The sequence below is a fragment of the Pseudomonas sp. BN411 genome (assembly GCF_029871235.1).
Classification (GTDB): domain Bacteria; phylum Pseudomonadota; class Gammaproteobacteria; order Pseudomonadales; family Pseudomonadaceae; genus Metapseudomonas.
Map to the genome: position 1 here is coordinate 16,808 of NZ_SSOM01000082.1, position 25,969 is coordinate 42,776.

Below are 25,969 nucleotides of genomic sequence, written 5' to 3' on the forward strand. Positions count from 1 at the left end.
ATTGCCTGGAATTGGAGTGAGCTTAATTATATGAACAATAAAAATGAAATTCTTTTGCTTTCTGTCGATGATATCCGTCAATTGGGAAGCCTTGCGTTTCAAGGGCTTGGTCTTACGGCGTTGAATGCCGAGCAAGTTGCAAACGTATTAGTGATGGCCGATCTATTCGGACTGACTACTCATGGTTTGAGTCGCGTCGAATCTTATGGTGAGCGACTTGAATCAGGCGGTATCAGCGCTTCGGCAGTACCCAAGGTGAAAGCGCTTGCACCGGCTATTGCTCAAGTTGACGGTCAGAACGCTGTCGGCCCGTTGGTGGGCATGGCCGCGCTTGAAGCTGGTATGAGCCTCGCAAAGCAGTACGGAATCGGCTTGGTACTTGCCAAAGGAAGCAACCACTTCGGGCCGATTTCTCCGTACTCTTACATCGCTGCCGAACAAGGTTTTGCCAGCATTATTGGCAGCAACGCGACTACCACAATTGCACCCACGGGGGGCAGTGACGCGCGGCTAGGTAATAGTCCTCTCGGGTTCGGCATTCCACACCCAAGTGGAGAGCATTTCATGCTGGATATGGCGATGAGCGTGGTGGCCCGTGCGAAGATCCGAAATGCGCTCAAACGCCAAGAAAACATCCCCGACACTTGGGCGACAGACGCGCATGGCAAACCTACCGTTGATCCCCGCGCAGCGCTGGACGGTTTTCTGCTTCCCATTGGCGGCCACAAGGGCTACGGCTTGGCATTGATGGTGGATCTGTTCGCGGGTTTACTGTCCGATGCGGCGTACCTCACTCATGTGAAGTCTTGGGTCGACGCCCCGGATGAACCACAAAACCTGGGCCATTTTTTCATCATTATCGATACCACACGCCTAGGATCGACGAGTTGGCTTAAGGATCGGATGACTGATTTTGCCTCTATCCTGCATGCGAGCCCGCCCGTAGATAGCAATTCGCCGATCATCGTGCCTGGTGAGATTGAATTGAAAAAGATGCAGCGGTACTTGCGCGACGGTGTACCTGTGGATCAAGCAACCAAGGTACTTCTTGACCGCTATGCAAGCCGGACGGCCTAAGGGATCTCGACATGAAACTAATCAATCCAGAACTAGCAGCCGTAATAGCCCCCACCGGTAAACTCCGTGCGTCGATCAACGTAGGAAACCCGATCCTTGCTCGGCTTGATGAGAAAGGCAATGCGGTTGGTGTTTCCGTTGATCTGGCAACTGCTTTCGCTAGGGAGACAGGCTTACCGTTGGAGCTTTGCGTGTTCAAAAGCGCCGGGGAATCGGTCGCTGCTGTATCAGCCGGCAAGGCAGACTTTGGTTTTTTCGCAATTGACCCTGTACGAGGTGAGCAACTGGCGTTTACCGAACCCTACGTGCTGATCGAGGGCTGCTACCTAGTACGTGTCGATTCACCACTGACAGACAACTTTCAGGTTGATCGTCCCCATACCCAGGTAGTTGTCGGTACAGGGAGCGCCTACGATCTGCACCTGACCCGTGAATTAAAGGCAGCGACGATTGTTCGTTCACCTACCTCCCCGACTGTCGTCGATGTATTCCTCGCTGAAAATGCCGATGTGGCTGCTGGTGTAAAGCAACAACTGGAATTCGATGCAGAGCGTTTTTCGGGCTTGCGATTGTTGCCAGGTCGCTTCATGGAAATCCGCCAAGCCATGGGGATTCCTCACACGTATGGAGAGGAAGCGGCTAACTTGTTAAGGCAATTCGTTGAGTGGGCGAAGGCCAGCGGGTTCGTGGGAGAAGCTTTAGAACACCACGGCATCGTCGGTGCCACCGTCGCAGGCTGAAAGCGTCGACTTCAAAAAAGTCAAAGCCGTCTGTGGGGACGCTGCCTTTTAGCGCGTCGCCCGCAGGCCAGCTGCTAATTCATTATAAAAACAAGAGTATCTAACATGTTGGCATTTCTCGGATTGTCGATGGTCGTGGTATTTACCTACCTGATAATGGCGAAGCGGCTTTCTCCAATAGTTGCGTTGATCGTCGTGCCAGTAGTGTTTTCAATAATCGGCGGCTTTGCCCTTACCACTGACAAGATGATGCTCGACGGCATCAAGATGGTAGCGCCCTCCGCAGCGTTGTTGCTTTTCGCTATTCTCTTCTTCGGTGTGCTTTTTGATGCCGGACTCTTTGATCCGATGATCAAATTTATCTTGAAGAAAGTGAATGGCGATCCGGTAAAGATCGCCGTTGGCACAGCAATTCTGTCGTTGACCGTCGCGCTGGATGGCGATGGCACAACGACCTACATGATCACTTGTGCGGCAATGTTGCCCCTCTACAAACGCATCGGCCTTAACCCAATGATCCTTGCGAGCATTTGCGTACTGTCGCTCAGCGTGATGGGCGGGATGACGCCTTGGGGCGGCCCGGCAACTCGGGTGATAGCAGCTCTTGGTCTGGATGCGGGGGAGTTCTTCATCCCGCTACTCCCGACGATGGCCGTGGGTGCGTTGGGTGTGCTGTGCACGGCGTTTTTGCTGGGGCGGCGCGAGCGAAAAATTATTGGGAATGTGACCCTGACCAGCGGTGGTGATGATTGCTACATCGAATCAATCGTGGGTCATAGCGTGAACAAGAACCCCAAGATGGTGATCCCCAACTTGGTACTGGTTCTGTTGGTAATGGTGTGTCTGGTTACAGGGCTCCTGCATTCCGTGATCAGCTTCATGCTCGGGTTCATTATTGCCTTGTCGATGAATTACCCTCAATTGAACTTGCAGAAGGAGCGGATGCTCGCTCATGCGGGCAGCGCCATGGTAGTAGTGCTCTTGGTTTTTGCTGCTGGCATATTTGCTGGGATATTTTCGGGCACGAAGATGGTAGACGCGATTGCGCAGCTACTTGTGGATGTCATTCCACCTTCTTGGGGGCATCTGTTCCCGCTGGTGGTTGCGATCACCAGCATGCCTCTGACTTTTCTATTATCCAACGATGCTTATTATTTTGGTGTCGTACCGATACTTGCCAATGCTGCCACCGCATACGGAATCGACCCTATTGAGATTGCTCGGGCTTCGGTGCTCGGTCAGCCAGTTCACCAAATCAGCCCGCTGGTGGCCTCCACATTGCTACTGGTAGGCATGATTGACCGGGATCTCGGTGACTTCCAAAAAAGCACGATCAAATGGGCGGTATTACTGTCGCTGCTGATGACCTGTGTGTCATTGCTTACAGGAGCAATCACGCTGTTTACGTGACACTAATCAGAAGCATGGAACCAGGCTTGAGTGGGCGCATCAATTACGCCAGTAGTTCTTTTGCAGCGAATGGCCTGACGATTAAATACAGCAACCAGTTTTACATGGTTTTTCGCACGGCCTGACGGGCTGATGTGCAGATGCTTGGAGTGCTTATCTTGATCGAGTTTGTAAACTCGCCAACCTTTTGGTTGGCAGTGGCGCAAATCATCGCCATCGACATTTTGCTCGGAGGCGATAACGCAGTGGTTATTGCATTGGCGTGCCGTAAGTTACCAGAGGCTCAGCGTAATCGCGCCATTATCGGTGGTGCACTGGGCGCGATAGTGCTTCGCATCGTGATGATTTTCTTTGCACTGCAATTGTTGGAGTTGCCCTACCTCAAGCTCATTGGAGCGGCGCTGCTGTTGTGGATTGCTACCAAGATGCTGATTCCAGAAAAGGAGGATGCGCATGACAACCCTGCTGCCAGCCCACGGCTGTGGGGAGCAATCAAAACGATTATTGTCGCTGACGCCGTCATGAGCCTGGATAACGTTGTTGCGGTCGCGGGAGCCTCCAACGGAAGCCTAGAACTGGTGATTTTTGGCATCGCCATCAGCATCCCAATCATCATCTGGGGCAGCAAGCTGGTACTTCACTTTATGGATCGATTTCCATTGGTCATCACTCTCGGAGCGGCGTTGCTGGGTTGGATCGCCGGCAGCATGGCTATCGGTGACATAAGCCTACCAAGTCTTCCATCTTGGTCGCATTACGCAGCTGGGTGTGCCGGGGCGGTATCGGTCTTGATCGTGGGAATGCTGGTGAAGAGCCGCCAGCAGACTGATTGTCAGTCGCCTCCAAATTCTGAAAGAGGTGAGCAGTTATGAGTTTCGATATTGCAGATGTGCGTGGAGATTTACTGCCTAAGCGAAGATTTAACATCCGGAACGTTGAGACGCAGAATCTCCTTCTATCCGGCCCTACCAGGAATTTTTAGCCCGAATACGGCGGGTCACTCACCGCGCTAATGAAACGGTGGTTAAAGCCTATGTGGACGAGGTATTAGCCCCCTGTTTGGCTAGTACGCTTGTCAGCATGTGCTGTGAATACTGCGAAATCCACTTAAAGCAGGTAAGCGAATTAACCGCCTAGGCCGACAGAAACAATATTAAGTAGGGGGTATTGCAATAGTAATTGTTTATATATGCGATTGGTGGTTTTGGGTCTTGCATTGCGCGCTGCTACATCGAAGTAGGGGTAGATATCATCAGTGCCACGATCTCAATATAAGGCTCGCACATTAATACGGCTCGCATCGAAGTATTTTAAAAAGCTAAATTTCAGTCCTTCATGTGTGTCGCATGGATATATGGATTTTTTTGTGCTTGTTGCTCGAACAAGAAAAGCGGAGCGTTATAAGTCAGCATTAAGAGGATTGCTGCAGCTTAAGTATTTATCAGTTTTGCCCTGAGTACCCAGGCGCATGCTTAATTTCTAAGTGATAGCAAAGCCACCTTGAGAATGAGAAGCTTCTACTTCAATAACGACAGCCGTGATGGCACTGCGGCGCCTTCGAAAATCGAAGAGTGGGCTCAGGTTTTTACGCTGGATTACAAGTCCGGTTATACCGATGGGCTCGTTGGCTTTGGTATTGATACCCTTTGGTTAATGGGCGTAACCCTGGACAGCGGTAAAGGTCAGCACGTTGGCCGCACCATGAATCCTTCAAAGAGTGACAATCATGCAGTCGATGAGTGGAGTCGGTTGGGGCTGACTGGTAAGGCGAAAATATCGAAGACCGAATTGCGCTACGGCGCGCTGATTCCGAATCTTCCGATTTTTGTCGCTAACGATGGGCGTGTGCTGCCACAGACGTTCCAAGCCGGTCAAATCACATCGAGCGAGTTCAAATATCTGACCCTGATTGGTGGACGAATCGAACCTGCAACAGGTCGCGGTTCAACTGATCAGACGGGGCTGGCCGCTGTAGGCGGAACACGTGAAAGCAACCAGTTTGACTTCAACGGGGGCGACTGGAAAGTCACCAAGGGTCTGGCGGCGCAGTACTACTATGCCCATCTCGAGAACTACTATACCCAACAGTTTTTCGGACTGATTCACACGCGTGCGTTCTCGGATAACCAATCCCTGAAAACCGACCTGCGATACTTCAAAACTGACTCGTCAGGTGAGAATAGTTCCGGCACCTCTGGCTACAGAATCAGTGGCTTCACTGAAAATGGCGATGGGGAGATCGATAATCGCACCTGGAGTGCCGCACTGATTTACACCATGGGTGGGCACGCTGTTACGGCGGGATATCAAAGCGTTTCGGATGGCAGCAATTTTACTCAACTCAATCAGGGGAGCTTGGCAGACAAAGGCGCTGGTGGCTCAAGTCTGTATCTCAATACAGATCGTATGATCAAGAACTTCACTCGAGCAGTGGAACGCACAGCATTCGGTCAGTACGCGTATGATTTTGCCGACATGGGTGTCCCTGGCCTGAAAGCCTCGCTTATTTATGTCTCCGGGGACAATATCAAGACCAAATCCGGCGACAATCAGAAAGAATGGGAAAGGGATACCAGTCTGGAATACGTCCTTCAGTCGGGAGCGCTCAAAGGTGTTGGCTTCGGCTGGCGTAATGGTAAATCCAATACCGAAGCCGCTCGTGATCAAGATCAGAACCGGGTGTTTGTAAACTACAGCATCTCACTTCTCTAACAAGCGTCACACGTGGCTATTCGGACATGTAGGGCGATTATCGTCCTCTTTACTTCAAGGTATGTAGAAAATGGCAAAGGCGGCGGACATCGTTGTTCAGTGTTTGGAAAGTGAAGGCGTCGAGTATGTTTTCGGTATCCCAGGCGAAGAGAATCTTGATCTTCTCGAATCGCTTCGACGTTCCAAAATCAAGCTGGTGCTAACTCGGCATGAGCAATCAGCAGGCTTCATGGCAGCGACCTATGGGCGACTGACTGGCAAAACCGGCGTTAGCCTTTCGACCCTCGGCCCCGGCGCAACGAACCTGGTTACCGCAGGCGCCTATGCCTACCTTGGCGGCATGCCGATGCTGATGATCACAGGCCAGAAGCCGATCAAGAAGTCCAAACAGGGCCGGTTCCAGATTCTGGATGTGGTCGGCATGATGCAACCGCTGACAAAATACACCCATCAGTTGGCCTCGGCGGACAACATACCGTCCCGAATGCGCGAAGCTTTCCGCTTGGCGGAGGAAGAGAAGCCTGGTGCCGTGCATCTTGAACTGCCTGAAGACATTGCCGCCGAGCAAACTGACAGCCTGCCGATACCACCAAGCCTGCATCGTCGCCCGCTCGCTGAGCACAAGGCCATTGAGGCCGCTGTCGAAAAATTGCAGTTAGCTCGTAGCCCGATCCTGGTAATTGGCGCCGGCGCAAACCGCAAGATGACTGCCAAGGTACTCAGGCAGCTGATCGACAAGACCGGCATCCCGTTTGTTACCACACAGATGGGTAAAGGGGTTGTTGACGAGCGTCACCCTCGCTTCCTTGGCAATGCTGCTTTGTCGTCCGGCGACTTCGTACACCGTGCGGTTGAAGCGGCAGACCTGATCGTGAACGTTGGCCACGACGTCATCGAGAAGCCGCCCTTCTTCATGGTTCGCGGTGGTACTGAAGTCATTCACATCAACTTCCGCTCTGCCGAAGTAGACCCGGTCTACTTCCCTCAGGTCGAAGTGATCGGCGACATCGCCAATGCTATTTGGCAGATCGGAGAAGCCCTTTCTGAAACCTCGCATTGGGATTTCACGCGAATGATGACGATCCGCGAGGCTAACGAGGTGCAGATTGTCGAAGGGGCTGACGACGACCGCTTCCCAATCTACCCACAGCGACTGGTGGCCGACATCCGTCGCGTGCTGCCATCCGAGAGTATCGTTGCGTTGGATAACGGTATCTACAAGATATGGTTTGCACGCAATTATAAAGCCTATAAGCCCAACACGGTGCTGCTCGATAATGCGCTTGCAACTATGGGGGCCGGTCTTCCATCGGCTATGGCCGCCCATCTTGTCTACCCTGATCGCCCTGTCATCTCGGTGTGTGGTGATGGCGGTTTCATGATGAATAGCCAAGAGCTGGAGACTGCGGTTCGCCTGAAGATGAACCTCACGGTGGTGATCTTGCGTGACGATGGCTACGGCATGATCCGCTGGAAGCAATCCAACATGGGGTTTGCTGACTACGGCCTGGACTACGGCAATCCGGACTTCGTGCAGTACGCAAAATCCTATGGTGCCGAGGGGCACCGCGTGGAAAGCGCTGAGGGGCTGCTTCCATTACTCGAAAAGTGCATCAACACTCCAGGTGTGCATGTAATCGACTGTCCTGTCGATTACTCAGAAAATGATCGCATCCTTAACGTCGAACTTCGTGAGCGAAGCTTGTCGATCTGACTTTCGTGAGCATCGGCCCATAGGTGGGCCGGGTGCTTTTTCACATGCACAGGAATCGCTCCATGCAACTCAACGATACGCAACTCTTCCGCCAGCAAGCCTTCGTCAATGGCGCTTGGGTCGATGCGGACAATGGCCAGACCATCAAGGTCAACAACCCGGCAACGGGTGAAATTCTGGGCTCCGTGCCGAAAATGGGCGCTGCCGAAACCCGCCGAGCGATCAAAGCTGCCGACAAGGCGCTGCCAGCCTGGCGCTCGCTGACCGCCAAAGAGCGTGCGGGCAAACTGCGTCGTTGGTTCGAACTGATGATCGAGAACCAGGGAGACCTGGCTCGCCTGATGACCCTGGAACAAGGCAAACCATTGGCCGAAGCGAAGGGTGAAATCGTTTACGCCGCTTCCTTCATCGAGTGGTTCGCCGAAGAAGCCAAGCGCATCTATGGTGACGTGATTCCCGGCCACCAGCCTGACAAGCGCCTGATCGTGATCAAGCAGCCAATCGGCGTGACCGCAGCCATCACCCCGTGGAACTTCCCTGCCGCGATGATCACGCGTAAAGCCGGCCCAGCCCTGGCTGCCGGTTGCACCATGGTGCTCAAGCCTGCTTCGCAAACCCCTTTCTCCGCCCTGGCCCTTGCTGAACTGGCGCAACGTGCCGGCATTCCAGCTGGTGTGTTCAGCGTTGTGACCGGCAGCGCCGGCGACATCGGCAGCGAGCTGACCAGCAACCCGATCGTGCGCAAACTGTCCTTTACCGGTTCGACCGAAATCGGTCGTCAGCTGATGGCCGAATGCTCCAAGGACATCAAGAAAGTGTCCCTGGAACTGGGCGGCAACGCGCCGTTTATTGTGTTCGACGATGCGGATCTGGATAAGGCCGTCGAAGGCGCGATCATTTCCAAGTACCGCAACAACGGCCAGACCTGCGTCTGCGCCAACCGTCTCTACATTCAGGATTCGGTCTACGACGCGTTCGCCGAGAAGCTAAAAGTGGCTGTGGCGAAACTCAAGATCGGCAACGGTCTGGAAGACGGCACCACCACTGGCCCGCTGATCGACGAAAAAGCCGTGGCCAAGGTGCAAGAGCACATCTCTGACGCCGTTTCCAAAGGGGCCACCGTGCTGTCCGGCGGCAAGTCCATCGAAGGCAACTTCTTCGAACCGACCATTCTGACCAACGTGCCGAACAATGCTGCCGTGGCCAAGGAAGAAACCTTCGGCCCATTGGCTCCGCTGTTTCGTTTCAAGTATGAGGCCGATGTGATCGCGATGTCCAATGACACCGAGTTCGGTCTGGCCTCGTACTTTTATGCTCGCGACCTGGGCCGCGTGTTCCGTGTGGCCGAAGCTCTGGAATACGGCATGGTAGGCATCAACACTGGTCTGATCTCCAACGAAGTCGCTCCATTCGGCGGTATTAAATCTTCGGGCTTGGGCCGTGAAGGCTCCAAGTACGGCATCGAAGATTACCTGGAAATCAAATATCTCTGTTTGAGCGTTTGACAAAAGGATCGTTGAACAAACTGTCTGATGGCAAGTTGGTAGGATATGTAATCCGTGGTTGTTCGGGCCGCTGTTGGTAACCGGCGTAGCGAGCACCTGGTTTGATCTGCACATAGGCTTACCATTCGGAGCAAGTCAGCTAGGGCAATTGCTGATAGGGAGCAGTCTGGGATGCTTTTTCGCACGATCATTCTTCCGTTATGCCCCTGCTTTTCTTGCTCGTAGTTTTATCGCTACCTGCTTAATGGCCTTCACTGCCTCCTTGGCAGCTGCCGGGATAGGATGGTTGATTTCTGGTGACATCAGACCCCTAGCCCTAGCCCTGGGCATGATGCCTGGGGAGGCATTGCAGAGATGAGTCTGACGGCTGAAACACTGCACTTGGCAGTGCCATTGGTAACAGCTATGCAAACCCTGCGGATACTGCTCGTTCTTTTTCTCGATGAACCTTTATTGGATACTGCCCGGTGGCCAATCAGACCTGTCGCGCTTATTTTTTGCCATCTGTCTCAGCCGGTTATACAACTCGGTTTGCACATGCGTATCGGCCAGGCCGTGCTGTGAATTGCAGCGCACCAGGCGCGGGTCATGCTCGGGCCAGCTCCCCTGAGGATCATCGTCGAGAGCCAGCCAAGATGTCAGGCGGGCTGCTGCAACAGCGCTAAGGATTTGTTCATAGCGCGTTTGCAGGTCGTAGCCGAGGAGGGGGGCTCTAAGCATCGATGAGTGCCAAGTTGCCGATACTGTCCGGGCTTGAAGCGCAGGCGGCAGCACCGCTCTAGCTCGGCGAAAGCCGAGCGTCCTGACCCATGACGTACTCAACGAAATGCGTACAGCCGGGAAGTCCGCCAAGATCTCGGCAAGGATGCTGGCATGCATCAGCAAATGACCCGGCGCGCGAAGTTCGAGACCTCGTTTCGTTCGAAACACTGCGTCGGGGTGCAGCACTCCGTCGTAGTCCAGGAATAGCACTTGATCAGAGCCTCGCAGCTGGCCCGTCACGTGACGCTCATGCTCGGTCATCGGCTGGAGCCGCGCGGATGTTCCCGTGGCGTGAGGAGTACCTGAGTCAGAGTCGGACATGTGGGGTCTAGCGTAAAAGGGGCCACGTGAAGCATACAGTCCTCATGGGGCATCTAGACCACTACACCGTGCTCCAATCTGCCTATGAGGTCTCTGACCGCTTCACAGCCGGGGTGGGTGGATAGCAAATCGACGGGGCGGTGGTCATTGAGGCCAAACTGCGGTTGGAGCATCCAACTCGCAGCGGCGTCAGCGTTCCCTTCAAAGAGTTCGGTGCATAGATCCAAGGTGGATGCCAGGCGATACAGCCGGTCACTCTCGTTGGCGTTCAAGTGCCCCTGCGAAGCCCGACGGCGTAAGGTCGAATCCGAGACCGCCAGGTACGGAGCCAAGGAGCGCTTGGTTAGGTTCAGGCGGGCAGCAACCTCGTCGACCCATTCGACAGGGAATCCCGATTGCACCGCTTCCACCAGTGCTGAGCCGCCTGGCGGAAGGTCGGACAGGGACTGTACGCGTGGAGTGGGGGACTCAGATGAAATCATCGATCTCCGTACGCTCATGTGCTGAGATGACACACCGTAAGAGTAGGGGCTACCAAGCAAGATAAGAAGTCCCTCCAACGTCAGGGGCAGTTCTGCCTAGCTGTGCATTGGCTACATCGAGGCACGTAATTTGCTCAAGGAAGACACCCCTATGGATATGCCTTACCTAACACACTGAGGCCGTCATGGATCTAGACCAACTACTCATGCGATCAGCGCTTCTGGAAGAGCGCCTTGCCAGTTTTTTCGGCCTGCCGCTGTTCGACGAGACCAACCGACTTAAGGCCGTTCGGGCCATGGCGAGTCTGGGCTTCGAGCATGCCCAGAGCCTCAAGCTGCTAACCGCCGCAGGGCTCGGTACTTCCGCAGCGGCACTGCTGCGTGTGCAGTACGAATCGCTTGTCCGGGCCATATGGATGCACCACTGCGCATCGGATAAGGACGTGGATCTGATGCTTTCGGAACTGACCCGTGAGACTGCGAAGCAGGCCAGTAAGATTCCCATGCTCAGTCAGATGTTGGTGGAGATTGAAGAGAACGCCCCTCACGTCCCGGTGAGCCATCTGAAAGAGTTCAAGCACTACTCATGGAAGCCGCTGAGCTCATTCGTCCATGGCGGTATCCATGCCGTGAACCGACATGGCAGGGGTTTCCCACTGGAGCTCGCCTATATGCAGGTTAGGCACTCCAACGGCCTCCTAGGGCTCGCGAGCAACCTTCTGCTGATCATCGCAGGCATCCCCGCAGAGGCCGGCGAGATGAGCGCAATCTACAGCGAGTTCGAAGATTGCTTCCCGCCCATCAACCCGCCGTATCAGCGCACCACCGAACCCGCACACTGAACCAGGGCAGAATCCCGGAAGAGTCGTCGATCAAGCATTTCCGTCAACTGCTGGAGAAGCACGGTCTGGAAGAGGGCGTTCGCACTGTAATCAACGGGCACCCACGTAGCCACTGTTCAACGCCAAAATTCAAGCCGCTAATTCGAGCTTCGCCAGCAAACGGCGAAGTTGAGACTGGTGGTTTCATCCGAAAACGGGGTCGGCGTATTTCACCAGAAACAGGAAGTCTTCTTCAGAGTTTCCATAAGCCGAACCCGGCGCGCTAATACAAAAGGGGATTTATTCACAATTCAGGTTTATAGCTGGGATCATTCCAGCCTCTCGGTAGCTTTGAATAAGTTCGTCAAATAAATGTAGATCTGAGCGGGTGCGAGAAATCAACTGGGCACCGGCAATGGCGGTAAAGATTCCGCGACCACGCCGTTCGCTTGCCAAACTATCCAACCCTGTCTCGATGAGGGCTTTTGTGAGCCAGGCGATATTTATATCCGCAAAAGTCCTAACTTCGTTTTTTACCTCCTCTGGTAGATCTTCATATTCGGCAGACATGAAGCTAGACAGGCAGAGCCTGTTTCCATCTTCAAGTGAACTGCGAAAGATTGTGGGATATTGATTTAAGCGCTGATACGGGTCGGGAAACTGAACCTGCAAGCGTTCCAAAAGCGCCTCTGTGTCCTTCCAATATCGCTTAGCCACTTCAGCGCCGAGTTCAGCTTTACTTGAGAAATAGTAATAAATACTGGCGTTTTTTATGCCAATTGATTCTGCAATTGTACGGAAATTGATACCGCTATAGCCATGTAGTTGAGCGGCGACTTTAGCTTCCGCCAAGATCGCTTCCCGCGCATTTTTGCTCATGTCGTCACCTCAGGTTCGGGCTCTGCACCGCTATTTTAGCGGCCTCCGGAAAACCTGCCAACTGGTAGGCAGGTGGCGCTTGACGGTGGCGGCAGCTGCCGATATGGTTTACCTACCAACTGACAGGTAGGTACAAAAATGGCCACTCAAAACTCTCCTTTCGACACATCAGGGCTTCCCATGATGAAAATCTATGACTGGTACGACGGCCCTTACCCGGCTCGTGTGCGCATTGCGCTAGCAGAGAAACAAATGCAATCACGCGTCGACTTCGTGTCGGTCAATCTTTGGACGGGGGAACATAAGAAGCCTGAGTTCCTGGCAATTAACTATTCCGGTACGCTGCCAGTACTCGAACTCTATGATGGAACTCTCATTGCAGAATGCACTGCGATTACCCAGTACTTAGACGATCTGGATGGCAATCCGACGCTCACCGGCAGAACGCCGCTTGAGAAAGGGTTGATTCACATGATGACCAAACGTGCAGAAATTGAGTTTCTAGACGCAGTCAGCGTGTATTTTCACCATGCCACTCCCGGGCTTGGCCCGGAGGTCGAGCTCTATCAGAACCCTGAGTGGGGTGGACGCATGCGAGACAAAGCTGTTAGAGGAATGCTTTATTTTAATGAGGTATTGTCGAAGCAACCGTATGTGGCCGGAGAGAAGTTCTCAATGGCTGATATTGCTGTCTTAGGAGGTATGATTTTTGCCTCTTTGGTCAAGCTGCCGGTGCCAGAGGAATGCATCGCACTTCGGGCATGGCATGCAAAAGTGCAATCGCGCCCAAGCGTTCAGGAATGGTCAGCTATGGTGAAGCGAGGCAAGCCCCTCAGCTAAGCGTTTTAGCATCAGCCCCGCTATCGATATCGATTGATGGCGGGGTCAAATACACTTGGTAACAGCCTACCCCGTCCCCCTTCATTCTATAGCTGACAGCGCGCGATTACTGCCAGCCGCCGCTGGACTCCAAGAGTGCCCCGCCAGACTCCCAGACCGTAGCAGCTGCCCAATACAGGGCCCTCGTCACGCATCACGCTTCATGAGGCAACTAATTGGTGAGGCCCTACCGTCTTTTACATGCCCGTCGAGTCGACTCTTGTTGCGCGGGCATCTCACATCGGGCCCAGATGGATACTAATAGAACGACTTGACCGACACTGGTCTCAGGAGCAGAAGGGCGACGTGACTTACTCGAAGGATTCGATGTACGGGGTCGGAAAACTATCACTCATACCGGGCCTCGCCCGTGCTCCAACAGACTACACGCCGAAATCGATCTGAGCTCTGAGCCTGCGTAAATTCGGGGGAAGCAGCGAAGCAGGAAGGTCGGCCAGGATGGCGAGTGATAGTCCAGTACGCATTTGGCGCAGTATCTGGAAGTGTGAGCGGTTCATGGAGCGAAGCCCAGAAATGAGCGGGCGTTCGTTCGACGCGATGTCATGGAGCAGCAACCCCACCAACTGAGACAGTCCTTCAGCGCTCACCTGGCGTGGCAATTCGGAATCGACAGTTTTGGCCAACAGTATTGCGATGTGCTGGTTGGCCAATTGCTCAACGTCCGGCGCTCCGTATTTCAGCAACGCCATAGACCAGATTGTCCTTTCCTGATCTCGAGTCATCTTGTTGGTTACTGCTTTCGTCCATGGGAATCAGAAACGACAAGGGCCGCTTGTGCGGCCCATTGCGAGTACCCGTGGCAGGCTCACTGAAGCCAGCTTTCGACTGTTGCAGCGCCGTGCTCTTCTTTCCAGGCCTTCAGGATCTTGTGGTTGCCACCTTTAGTCTCTACGACTTCCCCGGTGTTGGGGTTCTGGTAGCGCTTCAGCACGCGCTCACGGCGAGCGCCTTTGGAAGCAGCAGCCTGGCGGCCTTTGCCGGCTTCCGGATCGAGCACAGCAATGACGTTGCGCAGGGAGAAACCGTAATCAGCGAGCAGGGTACGGAGTTTGGTTTCAAACTCGATTTCTTTCTTGAGTTTGTCGTCGGCCTTCAGGGCTTCGAGGCGCTTTTGCTGTTCAGCGATCTGGGCTTCGAGGGCTTTGTATTCTGCGATGATGGACATGATTGATTCCGGGGTTGGGCCGTTAATAATCATAAGATACACACTACAAGAGCCGGAATTCAACCAAATAGCCAGAATTTTAAACGGTCTGGTAATAAAGGCGTTCAAAACGGCCACGTGGCTCTTTGCGAGTGTTCAATCAAGGGCTTGTTATGATCAGCAGTCCGCGTCGCCATTGTACATAGAGCCCAAACCACGCTCAGGAACTGTCAAAGCATTGCAGCGTAAACTTCATTGGAACCCACCGTTTTCGCTTTACCGCCTTCCCCCTTTCTCCATCGCCCGTGCATCGGAGAAAGGGAGCGCTTTACGATTAGTGTAGGCCCCATCGGCTCTACGGGAACATGAAGTCACTTCCTTCATTTCCGTTTGGATGGGTTAAGTGGTACCACGTTATTCGTTTTACGCAAATGTTGCTGGGCTTTATCCCATGCGCGTAGCAGCATGAGCTCTCTGGCCAAAGCTGCTTTGTACTTGTCCTCAAAGCTTTCGGCCGACGCCCGCGCCTTTTCAGCCTTTTGATTAGCCTGGCGAACCTTTAGGGCACCGGGTGCGCTCTGCTCCGCCTGCTGTTTTGCTCGGATATGGATCTCTCTGATCAAGGCGTCAAAAATCGGCCGGCTTTTCTTGATACTGCCGGCGGTTTTACCAGCCTCTAACGCAACGGCGTTGAGGGTGATCCTGCTTCCCTTCGGCACGATCATGCTTTTACCGGCCACTAGGCGATTCAACGCCGCATAGTAAGGCTGGAGTGTGACTGAATCTTCATTGACGTCTGCCATGGTTGTCGACCTTTTTTCGGGTAATCTTTAATTAGCACAGGCATCATCCTTTTGCGATGATACGATCCCGCAGAGCAATAAAATCATCAAGGTTCTGCTTCTCCGCTCTGTATTCCACGCTTCCTACGTCAAGCTGTGCAAGGTCAAATCTCATTACAGCGATGGTCTCATTCATTACAGACTCTTTGCCGATCACATGCTTGCAGCCAGGACAGGTGCTGAAGTCTCCGTGAGCACGTTTATCACAGGGTTCAAGAGACGCGCATGAGCCAACCGGGGTATCCTTCACAGCGATAAGGCCTCGTTTGACTTGCTCACGGATATAGCTTTCTGGGTCGTGCAGCCAGATCACATTTTGGCGCTCTTCCATTACCTGGCGTCCCCTAGCTCCTAAAAGTCTTTCGGTTGAATTAAGTGCCTCGCGAATAAACATTGCGCCGTCAGCTTCTTGTTTCGCTTTCCTGAGTTCCTTAACCAGTTCTGGGTTTATTAGATAAAATTTGTAGTTTTTTGCGGAGCAACCCTGCATGTAATAGATAGACATGACTTTGGTCAAATGGCCGAGCAAACGTTTGAGTGCCGGAAGCGAAATCAGCCCGCTTTGGCCTGCAAAGACTGCAATAGAACGTCGAAATTGATGCGACGTAATCCGCCAGGGTTTTCCGATTTGGTATCGCTTGTCATCACGCCAGTTTCTGTAAGGATCAATAGTCTCAAGCTCTTGGATGTCCTCTTCGGTAATTGGCACTGGGGGGAGTTTTTCCTCAAGGTTTACCTTTTGGATGATGGATTTTGATTTAGACGAGACGTTACAGATAGGGTGTGCGGCTGGAGATATAAATAGATAATCACTTCCAGTCTTGGCGTGGGGGGAGAGTATGGAGTTAATTTTCTCCAGCGCCTCAATAGGCTTCAGTATTGCCTCAGTTGTTATCCACTTCGTAGGCTTCGGACTGCTATGCATTTTGGTGGTGATGCCCACTACGTATAAGGCTTCGTTGTTCCATCCCTTAACAGGTTCCAGGCACCCGGTGCGCAAACCTGAGACTTCATGATCACGCATGAGCGTAAAGAGGTGGATTAGGTTCTTAGCACAATGTTGAACTAGGGCTAGGAACGCTGTGACACTGCTTGCCATGTGCCAATTGTATTTAGTGAGCAGCTTTTCTAGGCCGTGTGCACGTATAGCAGTTTTAAAATTTATCGGTTGTTGTAAGTGTGAGATCAATTGTTCTGGCGAGGAATTTTTAGGTTTTTTGCTACTATGGATGGCTTTGTTTCTACCGTAGTAGGGGTTATCTACGGCGGCCTGCAAGAATGAGATGATCTTGTCGTGGTAAGCAAAAAAATCAGAAATGCAACCATTGTATTGGTGATACTTGATATAGAGTATTCTGCTCGGTATGACAGGAAATTGTTGCGGTTCCTTCCTAGATTCTCGTGATTTTTTTTGCATGTACGGAAAAATGCCGCCGTCGAGTAAAAGTCCTCGCTCTGAGCTGTTGATGTTATTCAACGTTCGAATAAGGGCGACTAGCGGCCTGTTTAGGCAAGTAGGAATGTTTTTTTGAAACTTTTTGAAGGTATCGAAGGTTCCGAATACTTCCAATGCATCAAGCTTGTTTTTGTCACAGTACGTGCAAAGATGGCTGAGAAGACTATGCACGCTATGCATAGATGCTAAGCGTAAAGGCTTCCCGGACTTTTGATTGATTGAGAACATTTTGATGATGAACAGTTTCTTGCACAGTTCGACGTTCTGAGGGTGGTGCTCCGACACTAGGTAGAAGGGTAGGAATTTGAAGTAAGGATTATCTTTAACGTTATAAGCGAACGCCGGTAGGTACCACTCCTGGTCTTCAAAAAAACATAGCGGAGTGCCGTCGGTCGACCGTGAGATTACTGTCCCTGGCCCAATACGGGCGAACGACATGCCGTAATAAATATCAGTGCTCAGAAACTCTGGTTTGAGAGGGTGAGCTGAGCTTTCTGCATGAATGCCAAGTTGTTTTTGTTTCATTTTAGCACCTTGAGCTTAATCAGGCGTTCGTAAATGCGTTCCCAGTAGCTGGTCAATTTGTACTGTTGCTCAATTTCATCTCGGATGGATTCGACAACCCGTCCCATTTCGGGGCGGGTATTGACAAGTTCTTCCAAGATGCGATTTATTTGATTAATGGCTTCGCCATGCACATTCTGAAATTGATTCGCGTCGGTGCAGGCGCTTAGGTATTCCTTCGTGACATAGCTCATGCTTAATAACTTGCGAATAGACTCGCGATTGGCATGAAGACGAAACTCGGTGCAAAACAAGCAGCCCACGAAGTTTCTACAGTTGGGTTCGTAGGCTTCCGGCGGAGTGATCGCAGAGGAGGGATTATCTACGCCAGCGCAATCTCCGGCGGGTGTGCTCATTACCGCCTTGGAGTCCAGAAGTTCCATAAGTTGCGCCAGCATCGTGCTTATTTCATCGATTGCCTTTTTTTCCTCTGCATCGGCGTAATGCTTTGTGATGGTCGACCCACTGCTCTGCATCAATGCGGAAACGAGGTCAATGGAGTGATTTTTTGAGAGAAGATAAACACTCTTATACTTGCGAAGCTTTCGGTAGCTCAGACCTGTGAAGCCTGGGTCAAGGAAACTTCTGATTTGCATGCTGAAGTTTCCGATTGTGACAGCCTTAATGGGCTTTTCGCTGATATTGTTTTTGCTAATGTTAACAAATAAGTAGGGGTGCGGTTTGCCGTCGCAAATATAATCTCGGAGTTTGAGGAATTTTTTAAACTTTTTAATAAATATTTTCTGAATTTCAACCTCTCCCTCCCTCCCTGCTGCGCGGATTTTTATGTATTGAAAGCCTACGTTAATGCTGTTGCGAACACTGTAGCTGTCACCCCAAGGTAGATCACGAACCTCTGTCTCGTTGAGGCCGCTATTGGCGACGAATAAGGAGAGGAATGCGTCTTGCGCTAATTTCGCCAACCAGATCCGTTTTGGATGTCGTGGGTCGTTGTTGGCTCGTTCGAAAATATCTAGCGCCTCATTTCTCTGCCGGATGACCTGGTGAGGTAACTGCTTGGTCTTTTGCATGCATTCAGCAAGTGAATTAACTTTTCCGACTTTGTAGTCCCAGAAGATATTGGTGTTTATTTTAGGTGTTAATTCGTGTATCACATCTGTGGTTATTGTGTACTCTGCTGGAAGCAGGCGCGCTTCTCCCGTCATAAAAGGGATGCGGTGCGGAAATTCTATCTGGTTAAGTAGGAAGTCGGTTATGCCATCAAACAAATATTGGCAAGGTGTGAGGTGTTCGGAAATTTCCTGTTCCGAGGGTGTTTCAGTAGACTCTTTTACGGAGCCGTCGTTGGAAATAATAATAAGATCTTCATGGAAGTTTACAGTTGTTGCGGGAAAGAATACGGGGCCGCTCCTCAGTACTTCGCTCTGGAGTCGATTGGCGGTGAAAGGCTTGACGCCACCCTCAATCTTCATCGCAGCAAGCAAATGTTGGGTATAACTATTGAGGGCTAGCTTGTAAGCTGGTGCGCTAGTCAGAAAGTACTCAAAGCCATGCTCGTCGCACCAATCGACAAATCCAATAATTTCTGTTGCTTTGCCGTAAACGGTGTAGCCACTGGCACCGGTATAAAAACTGGTGATTTGGTCGATACACCAAGCGCGAAACCCTATGCAGCGCTCGTGGCGCAGTGAGGCTTCAGTGACAGGCTTTGGAATCTTTCGAGAATTAGCCCGGCGATCAGAATAGCAAGCGGAGCCAATATCGATTCGACGGTCGCTCGTGCATTGTAAAATGAGCTCTTCAATAGGCCGAGCCGCTACAATGCGCTGGCATTCATCCAGATCAACTAGCTGAAAATCAACTTGATAGGAGTTTCGTTCGGATATTTTCATGCCTCAACATTTCCGTGGTGATGACGCTCTGAAGGTGATCCTCGAAGTCGGACTGAGCGTAAGCAACCAGTTCGTTTCCTTCGCGGTATTTTAAGTATCCAAGTGCTGTATTTATGTCTTCTTGGTTTAATCTATTTTTGAGTAAATCTAGAAGTTCAAGCTGGTTCATTTTTCCGTTCTCCACGTGCTTCATGTTGTCTTCGATGAGGTTCATGCCAAAAGTTGCTCTAAGGTCATGGAACTGGTATCTGAAATTGGCGCCCATTTCATTGAGTTTTTCGCCAATCGTTTTCAAATACTGTCGTATGGCTGACCCTTTTTCGCTCGAATAGTCGAACGCTTCTTGATCTGCCTCTGCGGTGTAATAAGGTCTTCCGGTTCGAGTCAGAAATAGGTATTGATCATCTTCATTTTTTATTGCGGATCTCATGGCTCTCTCCTTGTGTCGTTCTGAGTTCAGATAAATGCTCAGTTTGTAATGCACCCAAGCGGGCATTAGTACTGTCTGTGGCTTTCCTCTTTTTGCTTCTACCAAAGTGCCTTCGCCGATTTTTATTCCGTAAAGCGCATATTTACTGGGGTCGTTTGGGCCACCTTTCCCTTGTTTGATACAAGCATGGCGCAATGTCAGAATTGACTGGATTCGCATGCCGGTAGTCAAAGCAACGATGTGGATCAAAATCATCTCAGGATTTCCCAAGGCGACTAGCGTGGCTAAGAGGTGTTTTTGATTTTCCCTGCTGATAGGGGAAAGTTTACCGCCGTCGCTGATGTATTGACCTGTAGAGATTGACTCCGCGCTTCGAAAAGTCAGGTCGGTGCCTCTGATTTCCTTGCTTTGTTGAATCCCATGCCTGTCTAAGTATCGGACGTTTCTAACTTTGTCTTTCCACATCTCTTGTTTTGGTTTGAAGTTTCGAGTTGCGCAAAGCCATCTATAGAATCCAACCATGCTGAGGATTTTTCTATTTGCAGTGCTTCTTTTTAATTCTCTTTTAATAAGCAGTTTTTTTAATTCTGATTTGTAGTAGTAAGTTGGACGCTGAAAGGAAGGGCCGTCGAAGTCCAGGAAGTCACGGCATCCCGTCAAGAGGGTGTTCATGAAGTTTGAAAGATCACCGGCAATGTTCGATGCCGTGGTGGCTTTGGTTCCAAGTTCTGTGATGCGCTCAAATAGATACAGGCTGCCCTCCAGCCAAATACCACCATCAGGATGAATGATGACGTACAAAAGAGGGGCTGAAGATTCTTGATAGGGGATGGGTTTAACAGGGTAAGGCTCGAAGTCAGCGTCTTCCGCTTCGAAGCATTCTGGCCAGTCCACCGCCTCGTCAGGGGAACAGGGCTCCCAGAGCTTGACGTTTGTCAGGGGTACTTTGTGGTAACGGGCCGTGGCAATTGGTTCAAGGTCGTGCATGGAAGACGCCTCGTAAGAAGGTGTCTGTCCATCCAAGTTCAGCTCACGATATCTGTCAAATGTGCTGAGCTCACGCGTGGTTCTGCACCTTCACCGTGTGCAGGGCGATGTCGATGACGTCGCCATCGGCATTGAGTTGCGGCATCTCCACCCAGTCGCCGACGCGGATGATGTCGCTGGAGGTGATCTGCACGCTGGCCACCAGGGACAGCAGGGTGTCCTGGAAGATCAACAGCAGCACGGCGGCCATGGCGCCCAGGCCGGAGAGCAGGATCAGTGGCGAGCGGTCGATCAGGCTGGCGATGATCAGGACAGTGGCGATGGCGAAGATGGCGATCTTCAGCACCTGGATATAGCCCTTGATGGGCCGAAGGTGAGCGTCCTTGCGGCGCAGATACAGGCTGTTGACGATGTTCAGCGCGGCGCTCAAGGCCATGGCGATGGTGAGGATGATGAAGGCGGCGCACACGTTGGTGATGATCTCCACCAGCGCGTTCGGCAGGTTCGGCACCACCCGCACCCCGCCGGTCAGCACCAGGGCGGGCACCACGTTGGCCAGGCGCTTGATCAGTCCGTGGTCCTGGACGTGCACGCCGGTGAGACGGAACAGGCCACGGATCAGGATGCGCTGGACGATCCAGTTGGAAACCCACGCGAGGAGGAGGAGGACCGCGGTGGTGACGATGGTGTGCAGCTCTTCATGCTGCCGCAGCCAGGCGAGCCAGGGGGTGACATCGTTCTGCATGGGCGCTCCCTTGGAGAGTCTGGTGAGCGGGGCGGGCCCCGGAAAGCGCCGGACCTTAGCAAATCCACCAGGCCCGCCCCAGGCCTGGGGTGTAAGCGTAGATGTCGGTCAGGGTTTGTAGGCACCGATGAAGATGGCCGGGTCCACGCGTACATCGTTGAGGCTGACGTTCCAGTGCATGTGCGGGCCGGTGGCGCGTCCAGTGGCTCCGACGCGGCCTACCACGCCGCCGCGCGGCACCTGTTGGCCGAGCTTCACCTCTACCTTCGACATGTGACAGAACATGCTGATCAGGCCCTGGCCGTGGTCGACGAACACTGTCCTGCCGTTGAAGAAGTAGTCGCCGATGAGGATCACCTTGCCCGCCGCCGGAGCCTTGATCGGCGTGCCGGCGCCCACGGCGAAGTCCAGGCCGGAATGCGGGTTGCGTTCTTCGCCATTGAAGAAGCGGCGCAGGCCGAAGGGGCTGGAAAGCGGGCCGTTCACCGGCTTGTCGAACAGCAGGTTGCTCGGCGTTCCGGGGCTGAAGCGGCGGTAGGCGGTGGTCTGCTCGGCCAGTTCGCGGTCGATGCGCTTGAGGTCTTCCGGCAGCGGATTCACCTGGCGCTTGTTGGCCAGCTTGATGTGCTGCTCGCGATAGGTGCGCGGGCCCACGCTGAAGGCCATCTTGCGCCCATCGCTCACCTCGACCTGCTGTTGGCCCGCCTTGGTCCCCAGCGGAATGCCGACGATGGCGATCCAGTCGCGACTGTCTTCCTTGACCACCAGCACCGGTTTGCCCTGGTAGCGCGCAGTGGGCGTCTGGGTGGCGCTGCCGAGCTGGATCACTGCCACGCCGCCCGGTACCGGCTTGTTCAGTAGGCGGGTGATGAAACCTTCGGCATGGACGGGCAGGGCGAGGCAGAGGAGCAGGGCGGCGAGCAGGCGCATGGTCAGTCCAACAGGGAGAGGTTCACGGGGGTGAGGTGGTTGTCTTCGACACGCACGTCCAGCTCACCTTCGGCGAGGCGGGCCTTCAGGCGCTGGCCGGGGCGCGTCTGGCTGGCGGCGCGGATGGCTTGGCCGCGTTCGTCCAGCAGGATGCTGTAGCCGCGGCCGAGGGTGGCCAGGGGGCTGACCACGTGCAGGGTCTGGGCCAGGGTGTCGAGCTTCTGCCGACGGTCCTTGATGGCGTCACGGGCGGCGCGGGGCAGGCGCTCGGCCAGGCTGTCCAACCGTTGCCGCAACAGAGCCAGGGTGCGCCCCGGATGCTGCGCGGCGAGGCGGGTATCGAGGCGCGCCAGGCGTTCGTGGCGAATTTGCAGTTGGCGCTCGAAAGCCCGGCGCAGGCGCATGTCCAGGTCGTCCAGGCGCTGGGCCTGCTGTCGCAGTCGCTCGCCGGGGTGGCGCAGGCGCCGGAACAGTCCGTCCAGGCGCAGACGCTCGCGGGTCAGGTGTTCCCGCATACGCAGGACCAGGCGTCGATGCAGGCTGTCCAGGCGCTGCTGCAGTTCACTGGCATCCGGGGCCAGCAGTTCGGCGGCAGCGGAGGGGGTTGGAGCGCGTACGTCAGCGACGAAATCGCTGATGGATACGTCCGTCTCGTGGCCAACGGCGCTGACGATGGGCGTCTTGCAGGCGGCCACCGCACGGGCGACCGCTTCCTCGTTGAAGCACCAAAGGTCCTCCAGCGAGCCGCCACCCCGGGCCAGGATCAGGGCGTCGAAGCCCTGGGCGTCGGCCAGCGCCAGGGCGCGGACGATCTGTGCGGTAGCCTCGCGGCCCTGGACCGCGGTGGGGATCAGGGTCAACTGCACCTGGGGGGCGCGGCGGCGGAATACGCTGATGATGTCGCGGATCACCGCACCGGTGGGCGAGCTGACGATGCCGACTCGCTGCGGGTGAGCGGGCAGCGGGCGCTTGCGCTCGGTGGCGAACAGCCCCTCGGCGGCGAGCTTTTCCTTCAGCGCCTCGAAGGCCAGGCGCAGGGCGCCGTCGCCGGCCGGTTCGACGGTGTCGGCGATCAACTGGTAATCGCCGCGGCCCTCGAACAGCGAGACCTTGCCGCGCACCCGCACGGCGAGGCCGTCGCGCAGGGCCTGGCGCACGCGCTGGGCGTTCTGTCGGAACAGCGCGCAGCGGACCTGGGCCTGGGCATCCTTGAGGGTGAAATAGAGATGGCCGGAAGCGGGGCGGGCGAGGTTGGATATCTCGCCTTCCACCCAGACCTCCGGGAACACGTCCTCCAGTAGATGGCGGGCGCGCTGGTTGAGCTGGCTGACGGTCAGCACCTCGCGATCGAGGCCGAGCCGTTGGAAGGGGTCTTTGAGCATGGGCGGAAATGATAATGGCTTTGCCGCCATGCGCCATAGTTGACGGTTAAAGGGCGATGGTTAAGCTGCGCGCCCTTTCCACCGCAGCAGGAGCCAGAGATGGAATCGAGCCAGTTGATCATCGTGCCGCAGATATCCACCGTTCCCGGGCACCAGGCCTTGGCCGGGCGCATGCAGCGCTGGCTGGCGCAGCGCGGGGTGGTCGAGGCGCTGCCCAGCACCTGTGGCCTGCGCGGCAATCGCATGGCCTACGCCATCGCCCCCGGTGCGCGGAACGTGGTCGAGCATCCCGAGCGTCTGCCATACGGCCAGCCGGTGAATGGCCTGGAGCTGGTGGACAAGCGCTGCATCTATACGCCGACGCGCGACTTCCTCAATGAAGCGGGCTGCCCCGAATGCCGCCAGGAAGTTGGAGAACCGCTGTTCGAAAGCCTGGAAGAATGGTGGCCGGGGCATACCGACAACTTCAATTGCCCGGAATGCGGCTTCGAGGACGACATCAATGGCTTCCTCTTCCTGCAGCCCTGCGGCTTTTCCAATCTCGGTTTCATCTTCAACGGCTGGGGCGAAACCCGCTTCACCCAGGCCTTCCTCGACGCGTTCGGTGAGCGACTTGGATACACGGTGCGCCAGGTTCGGACGAACGGGTGACCAAGGGAGTGATTTCCGTCGCAAAACGGGGTGGAGGGCTTCGTTTCGTCGTTTGCGGGGCTGCGTTATGAAATTAATTCGCTTCCACGACCAGAAACCCGATCTGTAGCCTGTCGGCCGCGTTGAGCAGTGGCCGTGGCCTCGTTATAATGGCGCGCTTCCAATTTTCCCGCCTGGGAGCCCCCGCCATGCTGCGCATCAGCCAAGAAGCCCTGACCTTCGACGACGTTCTCCTGATTCCGGGATATTCCGAGATTCTGCCCAAGGATGTCAGCCTCAAGACCCGCCTGACCCGCGGCATCGAACTGAACATCCCGCTGGTATCCGCGGCGATGGACACCGTGACCGAAGCCCGCCTGGCCATCGCCATGGCCCAGGAAGGCGGCATCGGCATCATCCACAAGAACATGACCATCGAGCAGCAGGCTGCCGAAGTGCGCAAGGTCAAGCGTCACGAGACCGCCATCGTCCGTGACCCGGTGACCGTCACCCCCTCCACCAAGATCATCGAACTGCTGCAGATTGCCCGTGAATACGGCTTCTCCGGCTTCCCGGTGGTGGAAGAGGGCGAGCTGGTGGGCATCGTGACCGGCCGCGACCTGCGTTTCCGCCCGAACGTCGGCGATAGCGTCGCTGCGATCATGACTCCCAAGGACAAGCTGGTCACCGCCCGTGAAGGCACCCCGCTGGAAGAGATGAAGGCCAAGCTCTACGAAAACCGCATCGAGAAGATGCTGGTGGTCGACGAGAACTTCTACCTGCGCGGCCTGGTGACCTTCCGCGATATCGAGAAAGCCAAGACCTACCCGCTGGCGTCCAAGGATGCCCAAGGCAGCCTGCGTGTAGGCGCAGCCGTGGGTACTGGCGCCGATACCGGCGAGCGTGTTGCCGCACTGGTTGCCGCGGGTGTCGACGTGGTGGTGGTGGACACCGCCCACGGTCACTCCAAGGGCGTGATCGAGCGCGTGCGTTGGGTCAAGAACACTTACCCGCACGTCCAGGTGATCGGCGGCAACATCGCCACCGGCGACGCTGCCAAGGCCCTGGCCGAGGCTGGCGCTGACGCGGTCAAGGTCGGTATCGGCCCAGGCTCTATCTGCACCACCCGTATCGTTGCAGGTGTCGGCGTACCGCAGATTTCTGCTATCGCCAACGTCGCCGCCGCCCTGGCCGGCTCCGGCATCCCGCTGATCGCCGACGGCGGCATCCGCTTCTCCGGTGACCTGTCCAAGGCCATCGTGGCTGGCGCTTCCTGCGTGATGATGGGCTCCATGTTCGCCGGTACCGAAGAGGCTCCGGGCGAAGTCGAACTGTTCCAGGGCCGTTCCTACAAGGCCTACCGTGGCATGGGCTCGCTGGGCGCCATGGCGCAGTCCCAGGGCTCGTCCGACCGTTACTTCCAGGACTCCTCGGCCGGTGCCGAGAAGCTGGTTCCGGAAGGCATCGAAGGCCGTGTTCCCTACAAGGGTACCCTGACCGCCATCGTTCACCAGCTGATGGGCGGCCTGCGTGCCTCCATGGGCTACACCGGCTGCTCCACTGTCGAGGAAATGCGCACCAAGCCGCAGTTCGTGCGCATCACCGGCGCCGGCATGGCCGAGTCCCACGTCCACGACGTGCAGATCACCAAGGAAGCCCCGAACTACCGCGTTGGTTGAGGCT

20 protein-coding genes and 3 pseudogenes are annotated in these 25,969 nt (G+C 54.6%); 12 read left to right on the top strand and 11 right to left on the bottom strand.

Translation table 11 applies throughout. The features are described 5' to 3' along the window. Positions 1-30 precede the first annotated feature (30 nt). From E8F06_RS24970 to E8F06_RS25005, 8 genes and pseudogenes are all read left to right on the top strand, one after another. Positions 31-1,077 carry an Ldh family oxidoreductase gene (locus E8F06_RS24970; RefSeq protein ID WP_280371992.1) on the top strand — a complete coding sequence of 349 codons (1,047 nt, stop codon included), beginning with the start codon at positions 31-33 and terminating at the stop codon, positions 1,075-1,077. Between the two features lie 11 nt (positions 1,078-1,088). After that, positions 1,089-1,817: an ABC transporter substrate-binding protein gene (locus tag E8F06_RS24975; RefSeq protein WP_280371993.1), complete on the top strand. Its 729-nt coding sequence runs from the start codon at positions 1,089-1,091 to the stop codon at positions 1,815-1,817. Between the two features lie 105 nt (positions 1,818-1,922). After that, positions 1,923-3,227, top strand: a complete 1,305-nt coding sequence (locus E8F06_RS24980; RefSeq protein ID WP_280371994.1) for a citrate:proton symporter — start codon at positions 1,923-1,925, stop codon at positions 3,225-3,227. Positions 3,228-3,385: 158 nt separating this feature from the next. Then, the gene (locus tag E8F06_RS24985; RefSeq protein ID WP_280371995.1) at positions 3,386-4,099 is read left to right on the top strand and encodes a TerC family protein; all 714 of its coding nucleotides are present in this window, start codon (positions 3,386-3,388) and stop codon (positions 4,097-4,099) included. Between the two features lie 568 nt (positions 4,100-4,667). After that, positions 4,668-5,939, top strand: a pseudogene (locus E8F06_RS24990) (OprD family porin). Between the two features lie 70 nt (positions 5,940-6,009). Next, positions 6,010-7,653 carry an acetolactate synthase large subunit gene (locus tag E8F06_RS24995; RefSeq protein WP_280371996.1) on the top strand — a complete coding sequence of 548 codons (1,644 nt, stop codon included), beginning with the start codon at positions 6,010-6,012 and terminating at the stop codon, positions 7,651-7,653. Between the two features lie 62 nt (positions 7,654-7,715). After that, entirely contained in the window at positions 7,716-9,158 is a 1,443-nt protein-coding gene (gene gabD, locus E8F06_RS25000; RefSeq protein ID WP_280371997.1) for an NADP-dependent succinate-semialdehyde dehydrogenase, read from the top strand. Positions 9,159-9,207: 49 nt separating this feature from the next. After that, a pseudogene (locus tag E8F06_RS25005) lies at positions 9,208-9,611 on the top strand (AbrB family transcriptional regulator); the annotation flags it as partial. Here E8F06_RS25005 and E8F06_RS25010 read toward each other — a convergent pair. After that, a complete protein-coding gene (locus tag E8F06_RS25010) occupies positions 9,609-10,241 on the bottom strand; it encodes an HAD domain-containing protein (protein WP_348532268.1) in 633 nt (210 codons plus the stop codon). The pseudogene E8F06_RS25005 and the gene E8F06_RS25010 sit on opposite strands and share 3 nt — an antisense overlap. 667 nt (positions 10,242-10,908) lie before the next feature. On the opposite strand from E8F06_RS25010, the gene E8F06_RS25015 reads away from it, so the two are divergent. Continuing rightward, entirely contained in the window at positions 10,909-11,565 is a 657-nt protein-coding gene (locus E8F06_RS25015; RefSeq protein ID WP_280371999.1) for a hypothetical protein, read from the top strand. Positions 11,566-11,844: 279 nt separating this feature from the next. Here E8F06_RS25015 and E8F06_RS25020 read toward each other — a convergent pair whose 3' ends face one another. Beyond that, positions 11,845-12,423 carry a TetR/AcrR family transcriptional regulator gene (locus E8F06_RS25020; protein ID WP_280372000.1) on the bottom strand — a complete coding sequence of 193 codons (579 nt, stop codon included), beginning with the start codon at positions 12,421-12,423 and terminating at the stop codon, positions 11,845-11,847. 138 nt (positions 12,424-12,561) lie between these two features. Here E8F06_RS25020 and E8F06_RS25025 point away from each other — a divergent pair, with 138 nt between their 5' ends. Further along, the gene (locus tag E8F06_RS25025; protein ID WP_280372001.1) at positions 12,562-13,263 is read left to right on the top strand and encodes a glutathione S-transferase; all 702 of its coding nucleotides are present in this window, start codon (positions 12,562-12,564) and stop codon (positions 13,261-13,263) included. 422 nt (positions 13,264-13,685) lie between these two features. On the opposite strand, the gene E8F06_RS25030 is transcribed toward E8F06_RS25025, so the two are convergent. The 9 genes and pseudogenes from E8F06_RS25030 to xseA all read right to left on the bottom strand — a co-directional run bounded on the left by E8F06_RS25030 (position 13,686) and on the right by xseA (position 23,656). Further along, complete coding sequence (locus E8F06_RS25030; RefSeq protein ID WP_280372002.1) at positions 13,686-14,012, bottom strand: hypothetical protein; 327 nt, start codon at positions 14,010-14,012, stop codon at positions 13,686-13,688. A gap of 116 nt (positions 14,013-14,128) precedes the next feature. Next, the gene (locus tag E8F06_RS25035; protein WP_280372003.1) at positions 14,129-14,488 is read right to left on the bottom strand and encodes a histone-like nucleoid-structuring protein, MvaT/MvaU family; all 360 of its coding nucleotides are present in this window, start codon (positions 14,486-14,488) and stop codon (positions 14,129-14,131) included. 359 nt (positions 14,489-14,847) lie between these two features. Continuing rightward, positions 14,848-15,270: a hypothetical protein gene (locus tag E8F06_RS25040; RefSeq protein ID WP_280372004.1), complete on the bottom strand. Its 423-nt coding sequence runs from the start codon at positions 15,268-15,270 to the stop codon at positions 14,848-14,850. A gap of 43 nt (positions 15,271-15,313) precedes the next feature. Continuing rightward, a complete protein-coding gene (locus E8F06_RS25045; protein WP_280372005.1) occupies positions 15,314-17,290 on the bottom strand; it encodes an integrase in 1,977 nt (658 codons plus the stop codon). Beyond that, positions 17,287-19,182 carry a hypothetical protein gene (locus tag E8F06_RS25050; protein ID WP_280372006.1) on the bottom strand — a complete coding sequence of 632 codons (1,896 nt, stop codon included), beginning with the start codon at positions 19,180-19,182 and terminating at the stop codon, positions 17,287-17,289. The genes E8F06_RS25045 and E8F06_RS25050 overlap by 4 nt, the downstream gene beginning before the upstream one ends. Beyond that, positions 19,148-20,599 carry a site-specific integrase gene (locus E8F06_RS25055; RefSeq protein ID WP_280372007.1) on the bottom strand — a complete coding sequence of 484 codons (1,452 nt, stop codon included), beginning with the start codon at positions 20,597-20,599 and terminating at the stop codon, positions 19,148-19,150. The genes E8F06_RS25050 and E8F06_RS25055 overlap by 35 nt, the downstream gene beginning before the upstream one ends. Before the next feature lie 79 nt (positions 20,600-20,678). After that, positions 20,679-21,344: pseudogene (locus E8F06_RS25060) on the bottom strand (mechanosensitive ion channel family protein); the annotation flags it as partial. Positions 21,345-21,452: 108 nt separating this feature from the next. Next, positions 21,453-22,274 (bottom strand): peptidoglycan DD-metalloendopeptidase family protein, encoded by an 822-nt coding sequence (locus E8F06_RS25065; RefSeq protein ID WP_280372008.1) that lies wholly within the window; start codon positions 22,272-22,274, stop codon positions 21,453-21,455. Positions 22,275-22,276: 2 nt separating this feature from the next. Continuing rightward, positions 22,277-23,656, bottom strand: a complete 1,380-nt coding sequence (xseA, locus tag E8F06_RS25070) for an exodeoxyribonuclease VII large subunit (RefSeq protein WP_280372009.1) — start codon at positions 23,654-23,656, stop codon at positions 22,277-22,279. Between the two features lie 99 nt (positions 23,657-23,755). On the opposite strand from xseA, the gene E8F06_RS25075 reads away from it, so the two are divergent. Both E8F06_RS25075 and guaB read left to right on the top strand, forming a co-directional pair. Next, positions 23,756-24,307: a sugar ABC transporter ATPase gene (locus tag E8F06_RS25075; protein ID WP_280372010.1), complete on the top strand. Its 552-nt coding sequence runs from the start codon at positions 23,756-23,758 to the stop codon at positions 24,305-24,307. A 188-nt stretch (positions 24,308-24,495) separates the two neighbouring features. Next, positions 24,496-25,965, top strand: a complete 1,470-nt coding sequence (gene guaB / locus E8F06_RS25080) for an IMP dehydrogenase (RefSeq protein WP_179061684.1) — start codon at positions 24,496-24,498, stop codon at positions 25,963-25,965. Positions 25,966-25,969 lie beyond the last annotated feature (4 nt).

Bases quoted from the DNA above. Each gene is read 5' to 3' on its own strand.
- E8F06_RS24970 (WP_280371992.1), top strand. From the start codon at position 31: ATGAACAATAAAAATGAAATTCTTTTGCTTTCTGTCGATGATATCCGT.
- E8F06_RS24975 (WP_280371993.1), top strand. From the start codon at position 1,089: ATGAAACTAATCAATCCAGAACTAGCAGCCGTAATAGCCCCCACCGGT.
- E8F06_RS24980 (WP_280371994.1), top strand. From the start codon at position 1,923: ATGTTGGCATTTCTCGGATTGTCGATGGTCGTGGTATTTACCTACCTG.
- E8F06_RS24995 (WP_280371996.1), top strand. From the start codon at position 6,010: ATGGCAAAGGCGGCGGACATCGTTGTTCAGTGTTTGGAAAGTGAAGGC.
- gabD (WP_280371997.1), top strand. From the start codon at position 7,716: ATGCAACTCAACGATACGCAACTCTTCCGCCAGCAAGCCTTCGTCAAT.
- E8F06_RS25010 (WP_348532268.1), bottom strand. From the start codon at position 10,241: ATGTCCGACTCTGACTCAGGTACTCCTCACGCCACGGGAACATCCGCG.
- E8F06_RS25015 (WP_280371999.1), top strand. From the start codon at position 10,909: ATGGATCTAGACCAACTACTCATGCGATCAGCGCTTCTGGAAGAGCGC.
- E8F06_RS25020 (WP_280372000.1), bottom strand. From the start codon at position 12,423: ATGAGCAAAAATGCGCGGGAAGCGATCTTGGCGGAAGCTAAAGTCGCC.
- E8F06_RS25025 (WP_280372001.1), top strand. From the start codon at position 12,562: ATGGCCACTCAAAACTCTCCTTTCGACACATCAGGGCTTCCCATGATG.
- E8F06_RS25030 (WP_280372002.1), bottom strand. From the start codon at position 14,012: ATGGCGTTGCTGAAATACGGAGCGCCGGACGTTGAGCAATTGGCCAAC.
- E8F06_RS25035 (WP_280372003.1), bottom strand. From the start codon at position 14,488: ATGTCCATCATCGCAGAATACAAAGCCCTCGAAGCCCAGATCGCTGAA.
- E8F06_RS25040 (WP_280372004.1), bottom strand. From the start codon at position 15,270: ATGGCAGACGTCAATGAAGATTCAGTCACACTCCAGCCTTACTATGCG.
- E8F06_RS25045 (WP_280372005.1), bottom strand. From the start codon at position 17,290: ATGAAACAAAAACAACTTGGCATTCATGCAGAAAGCTCAGCTCACCCT.
- E8F06_RS25050 (WP_280372006.1), bottom strand. From the start codon at position 19,182: ATGAAAATATCCGAACGAAACTCCTATCAAGTTGATTTTCAGCTAGTT.
- E8F06_RS25055 (WP_280372007.1), bottom strand. From the start codon at position 20,599: ATGCACGACCTTGAACCAATTGCCACGGCCCGTTACCACAAAGTACCC.
- E8F06_RS25065 (WP_280372008.1), bottom strand. From the start codon at position 22,274: ATGCGCCTGCTCGCCGCCCTGCTCCTCTGCCTCGCCCTGCCCGTCCAT.
- xseA (WP_280372009.1), bottom strand. From the start codon at position 23,656: ATGCTCAAAGACCCCTTCCAACGGCTCGGCCTCGATCGCGAGGTGCTG.
- E8F06_RS25075 (WP_280372010.1), top strand. From the start codon at position 23,756: ATGGAATCGAGCCAGTTGATCATCGTGCCGCAGATATCCACCGTTCCC.
- guaB (WP_179061684.1), top strand. From the start codon at position 24,496: ATGCTGCGCATCAGCCAAGAAGCCCTGACCTTCGACGACGTTCTCCTG.